The organism is Collinsella aerofaciens, assembly GCF_040915425.1.
GTDB lineage: Bacteria > Actinomycetota > Coriobacteriia > Coriobacteriales > Coriobacteriaceae > Collinsella > Collinsella aerofaciens_BW.
Genome location: NZ_JBCPDN010000028.1, coordinates 19,705 through 25,587, shown reverse-complemented (window position 1 = coordinate 25,587; position 5,883 = coordinate 19,705). Strand labels below are relative to the sequence as shown.

At 56.1% G+C, this 5,883-nt stretch carries 6 protein-coding genes and 1 pseudogene; all 7 read left to right on the top strand.

All coding sequences use genetic code 11. From position 1 onward, the window contains the following. Positions 1-513 (top strand): annotated as a pseudogene (locus AB5164_RS05355) (deoxyguanosinetriphosphate triphosphohydrolase family protein); the annotation flags it as partial. 60 nt (positions 514-573) lie between these two features. Beyond that, a complete protein-coding gene (locus AB5164_RS05350) occupies positions 574-1,923 on the top strand; it encodes a replication-associated recombination protein A (RefSeq protein WP_368142165.1) in 1,350 nt (449 codons plus the stop codon). A gap of 100 nt (positions 1,924-2,023) precedes the next feature. Next, the gene (locus AB5164_RS05345; RefSeq protein ID WP_161160184.1) at positions 2,024-2,614 is read left to right on the top strand and encodes a hypothetical protein; all 591 of its coding nucleotides are present in this window, start codon (positions 2,024-2,026) and stop codon (positions 2,612-2,614) included. Next, entirely contained in the window at positions 2,607-2,984 is a 378-nt protein-coding gene (locus tag AB5164_RS05340) for a hypothetical protein (protein ID WP_022094590.1), read from the top strand. The genes AB5164_RS05345 and AB5164_RS05340 overlap by 8 nt, the downstream gene beginning before the upstream one ends. Before the next feature lies 1 nt (position 2,985). Next, on the top strand, positions 2,986-3,777 hold the full coding sequence (locus AB5164_RS05335; RefSeq protein WP_022094589.1) for an RNA polymerase sigma factor SigF: 792 nt from the start codon (positions 2,986-2,988) through the stop codon (positions 3,775-3,777). Then, positions 3,774-5,186 carry an AI-2E family transporter gene (locus tag AB5164_RS05330; protein WP_368136758.1) on the top strand — a complete coding sequence of 471 codons (1,413 nt, stop codon included), beginning with the start codon at positions 3,774-3,776 and terminating at the stop codon, positions 5,184-5,186. Before AB5164_RS05335 ends, AB5164_RS05330 begins: the two co-directional genes overlap by 4 nt. A 440-nt stretch (positions 5,187-5,626) precedes the next feature. Then, positions 5,627-5,883, top strand: a 257-nt coding sequence (locus tag AB5164_RS05325; protein ID WP_368147873.1) for an alanine--tRNA ligase-related protein, incomplete at its 3' end; no start/stop codon positions are given.

The following is a 5,883-nucleotide window of genomic DNA, read 5'->3' as shown; positions in this document are numbered from 1 at the left end:
GGTCGTGACCGTCAGGATGCGATCGCGGCGGGCCTGCTGTCACCCGACGCTTTTGATGATGGCCGGGGCGGTGCCTACAACAGCTGGATCCTTACGCACGCTTCCATCGATATCGTGGAGCATAGCTATGGTAAGCCGCGCATCGAGATGAGCGAGGACCTGTTTGAGGAGATCCGCCGGGCCAAGCGCGAGAACTACGAGAAGATCTATAGCAAGGGCGGTATCGAAGGCGACTCCGAGGCGGAGCTGCGCGAAGCCTTCGAAAAGCTTTACGACCGTTGCCTGCAGGATATAAACGAAGGTGACGAGTCCTCGTATATCTTTAAACACCACATTTCTCGCATCGAGCAGCAGCTTTCCTACTACGATCGCGCCTATGCCTGGCAGGACGACAAGGATCAAGCCGTGGTGGATTATATTGCGAGCATGACGGACGGTTATTTCTGCGAACTGACGAGCAAGCTGTTCCCGGGTCTAAAGTTTCCGCATCGTACCTATATTAACGAACGGTAGTTCGTATTAATTCGGTATACTGTTAGTGGAAAACGTATTTGATTAATACACGGGATGGCTATGGACGACCTTTTTTCTGCTTCGACGCGCGAGCGTTCCTTTCAGAATGCGCCGCTTGCGGTGCGCATGCGCCCCAATTCGCTCGACGAGTACGTGGGCCAGCAAAAGGCCGTCGGTAAGGGTTCATGGCTGCGTGCCGCGATCGAGCACGACGTGCTTTCGAGCGTGATTCTGTACGGGCCTGCCGGTACGGGCAAGACGACGCTGGCCCACATTATCGCCAACCATACCAAGAGCGAGTTTGTCGAGGTCAGCGCCGTCACGGGTACCGTGAAGGACCTGCGTCGTGTAATTGATGAGGCCAAGACGCGCCTGAATACGTACGACCGCCGCACCATTCTATTCATCGATGAGATTCACCGCTTCTCTAAGTCGCAGCAGGATGCCTTGCTGCATGCAGTTGAGAACCGTACCGTCATTATGATTGGCGCTACGACAGAGAACCCGTACTTCGAGGTCAACTCGGCACTGCTCTCACGTGGTCGCGTCGTGGAGCTTGAGCATCTGAAGGATGAGGATATCGCCACGCTTATTGAACGTGCGCTTGAGGCACCGCAGGGTTTGAACGGTAAGTTCTCGGCCGATCAGGATACGGTCAAGACCATTTGCACGCTGGCAGCGGGTGACGCTCGCTCGGCGCTCACGACGCTTGAGCTTGCGAGCGAGATTGCCGTCACGCGTCCCGATACCGAGGGAACGCCAGCGCCTGCGGCGGGGGAGCGCTATCCCATCACCGTGGATGACGTGAAGATCGCCAACCCGCGTCGCGGCTTTACGTATGACAAAAACGGCGACATGCACTACGACATCATCAGTGCGTTTATTAAGTCTATGCGCGGTAGCGACCCCGATGCCACGATCTATTGGCTCGCGCGCATGATCGATGCTGGGGAGGATCCTAAGTTTATCGCTCGCCGCATTATGATTCACGCTTCTGAGGATGTTGGCAACGCCGACCCGCAGGCGCTTTTGGTGGCGCATGCTGCCTTTAAATCTGCTGAAGTTATTGGCTATCCTGAATGTCGCATTAACCTTGCACAAGCTGCGCTCTATGTGTGCTTGGCGCCCAAGTCCAATGCGTGCGAGGCCTCGATCGATGCGGCGCTAGCCGATATCCACAGCAGTGGTCTTCGCGAGGTGCCCAGCTACCTGCGCGATCGCCATCGCCCGGGCAGCGATGAATACGGTGTGTATAAGTATCCGCACGATTATCCCGAAGGCTGGGTCGATCAGCGCTATTTGCCCGAAGGCTTGGAACGCGGTGCATTTTGGCAGCCTGCCGGCCGCGGTTGGGAAGAATGGCGCGTAGAGCAAAGTGAACGCGACCGCAGCGGGAATGCACCGAAGTAGCTGCTGATAATTTTGTCCCACGTTGCTGCTCATGGCATGTTCGGTCCCCTTTGGGGTACCATGGAAACCGTCTGTATATCGATTCCTTTGGGAGGCTTGTATGAGTCCCATTCAAATCGCCCTGCTGCTGCTCGCTGTTGCCGGCGTGTGGGCCATCGTTGAGCTCGCGCTTACCCTGCGCAAGACCCGCACCGTTGTCGACTCGCTCGATAAGACCGTTAACGACCTCAACAACACCATCGCCGAGGCTCAGCCTGTGGTGGCAAAGCTCGATGGCGCTGTCGATGAGCTTACGCCGGCGCTTGCCCAGATGGAGCCGCTGCTTAAGTCGAGCAAGACGGCAGTTGATGCCCTTACCTCCAATCTCGTAGAGGTCGAAGCCGTGGTTCGCGACATTTCTGAGGTCACCGGTAGCATGGCCGAGGCCAGCAATGCTGTGTCGAGCGTGACTGATTCTGCGGCAGGTGCCGTGCAGAAACTCTTTAACAAGGTGAAGGCTCCCGCGGCCGACGCTGAGTGCAAGCTTTCCGCTGCCGAAGAAGCCGAGCAGCCGACCGAGCGTGTCCTGATTGGCGAAGCCGGGGACGATGTCGCTGCTGGTGACAATGATGCACAGAAGCCTGCTGCTAAAGCAGCCCAGTATTACACCTACACGCCCGCCGAGACCTCTGAGGAGTCCTGCGATGAGTAGCGAAGCAACTTGCCCCATTACGCTGACCGTTGCCGGCGACCCGCGTCTGGCGCGCCTTGTGCGCATGACGGCGGCAAATGTCGGTGCGCTCTGCTCCATGTCCGTCGATCGCATCGAGGACATTCGTATGGCTGCCGAGGAAGCATTTATTTTCGGCTGCACGGCTGTTGATTCCGATGACATCTCGATCAAATTCGATGTCGACGAATCTCACGTTGGCATGACCTTTACCTTTGGCGACCAGGCCACCGTCGACGAGGATGACCAGGCCGCTGTGTATGCCGAGCTCATTTTGGCGAGCGTGTGCGACTCCTACGAAAAGACTGCGGCGCCCCTGACGCTTTCCCTCGACCTCAAGGCGGATATCTAATATGACCGAACGTTCCCGGAGCGGTAAGACCGCTTGGGACAAGGAGAAAACCCGCGAGCTGTTTCGTCGCTATAAAGAGACCGGTGACCCGGACGCACGCGAGCAGCTCGTCATGTCCCACATGAACCTGGTAAGGTTTCTTGCCAACAAGTTTAAGAACCGCGGCGAGCCGCTCGATGACCTGATGCAGGTTGGTTATTTGGGCCTGCTCAAGGCTATCGATCGCTTTGACCCTGAGCGCGGACTCGAGTTCACCACGTTTGCCACGCCTACCATCTTGGGCGAGATCAAGCGTCACTTCCGCGACAAGGGCTGGAGCGTGCGCGTGCCCCGTCGCTTGCAGGAGCTCTCGGCCAAGGTCAACCAGGCTACCGATAAGCTCACCAACGAGCTACAGCGCTCGCCTAAGGTTGAGGAAATCGCTGAGTACTTGGACGTGACGGTCGATGAGGTGCTGGAGGCCATGGAATCGTCTTCGGCCTATACCTCGGTGCCCATCGAGGCTCCTGGTGCGTCCGATTCGGACGATGCCCCCTCGATTCTCGACCGTTACGCCGACGACGACAACGAGCTCGACTTTACCGATGACCGCCTAGTGATCGAGGAAGCCATCCGTGATTTCTCGCCGCGCGAGCGCGAGGTGATTGAGCTGCGCTTTGTGAAGGGCATGACCCAGATCGAGATCGCCAAGAAGCTGGGTATTTCTCAGGTACAGGTTTCGCGTCTGCTGCGCCGCACGCTTAAGAAGATTCAGGACAAGATCGACCCCGACGGAGTGATGATTCGTTCATGAGTGAGCACCCCCAGCAAACCGATCGCGTGCTGCGCGACACCCGCATTCTGACGCTGCGCATTTGGGCTGTTGTCGGCTGCATTGTTATTGCTGCTGTCATCTTTAACCTTATGGGCATCCTGGCACCGGTTATTGAGTTTCTTGCCGTCGGCTCCATCATTGCTTTTGTGATGTCCCCGATCACCAACTGGCTCGAGCACCATGGCGTGAATCGCGGCATCGGTTCGCTTATCGCGCTTATTGTTGTTGTTGCCGTGCTCGTCGGTGTCGTTTGCATCTTGTCGCCGATTCTCTTTGGTCAGATCATGGAAGTCCTGAGCCGCCTGCCCGAGCAGCTTCGTGTTGCGGGTGGCGATCTCAATGAGATGATCTCGCATGCCAAGACGCTCAACAACACGCCGCTCAAGGAGTATTTGGACGATAATCTTTCGTCCCTGGTTACCGTGGCATCGAAGTATGTGTCTCAGATTGCTGCCGAGCTTGGTCGCGGTGTGTTCCCGCTCATCACCAATACGGCCTCGCAGTTGTTCGTGATCTTCCTTGGTCTGGTGCTTGCCTACTGGATGGCCTGCGACTACCCTCGCATGCATCACGAGATTTGCACCATCATCGGTCAGGAGAAGGAGACCTCGTACCGCTTTATGGTCGCCATCCTTTCTCGCTCTGTCGGCGGCTACATGCGCGGTATGGTCGTGACGTCCATCTGCGGTGGTTTCCTCGCCTTTATCGGTTTTTTGATCATCGGTCATCCGTATGCGGCGCTCATGGCTATCTTTACCGGCATCATGCATTTGGTTCCGGTCGTCGGTCCCTGGGTGAGCGCAGCAATCGCCACGGTACTCGGCTTCATGTTCAGTCCCATGTTGGCGTTATGGACGCTCATCGTGACGATGGTCGCGCAAAACGTCACCGATAACGTGATTTCGCCTAAGGTTATGCAGAGCTCGGTGCAGGTGCATCCCATCATGAGCCTCACGGCGCTCGTTATTGGCTCGGCACTCATGGGCCCCATCGGCATGATTATTGCCATCCCGCTATGTGCGGCCCTCAAGGGTATCTTCGTGTACTACTTCGAGAATGAGACCGGCCGCCAGCTTGTGGCCTATGACGGCGCCGTGTTTAAGGGCACACCGTACCGCGATGCCGATGGCAACCCGGTCGCCGCCTACGACGCGCTCGGCGACGACACCTTCATCTACGAGTCCGAGCTCATCGGCAACGAGACCGCGCCCGAGGCCCAGGCCATGCCCAAACCCGAGCTCGATAATCCCTGGATGAAGCTCTCGGGCCTTCAGCCCGATGCTACGGGCTTTTTCAAGAATCCCTTCGCCAAAGACGACGATTTCAATATGAACGACGAAACCAAAACCGGCATCGACGGCTCCATGGACGATTCGGATTCTAAATAGGTTCTATTAACGTTTCTTGAAGTTGTAAATGACAAGAAACGCGACCAAAGCGATTGATAAGGGGCCGGCTACATAGAAAAAGAGAACGTCAATTGCGCGTAGAGTGTAATAAGCCTTATCGCCGGACATTACTGTATACAATACGTATCCAAATGATGGTTGGTTTGCATACCAGCATGAGAAGGCTAAGAGCGCTAAAAGTGCTACAACCAGAAGTGCATTCAGGACAAATCGTTTGCTTTTCATCGATCGCTCCTTCCGGGTGAATCTTATATGCAATTATACAGCAGTCCTTTTTCAAAGGATCGCGCAGTACTAAATAACGTGCACTTTCGCTGGAGGGTCGCTGTTTGGCGACCCTCTTTTTTGCACAGGCGCGGCGGGATGGTAATATCGTTACGTTTGAACTGTTTCGATGTGAAACCGAGGAGATTCCCTCTATGAGTGCTGACTACCCGTCAATGACTACGGCCGAGATTCGCTCCAAGTTCCTCAACTTCTTTGAGGAGCGCGGTCTTAAGCTCTATCCTTCTTCGTCCCTCGTCCCTGACGATCCTTCGCTGCTGCTTGCCAACGCCGGCATGAACCAGTTTAAGGAGTACTACCAGGGCAAGAAGACCATGAAGGAGATCGGCGCTATCTCCTGCCAGAAGTGCGTCCGCACCAACGACATCGATTGCATCGGCGAGGACGGCCG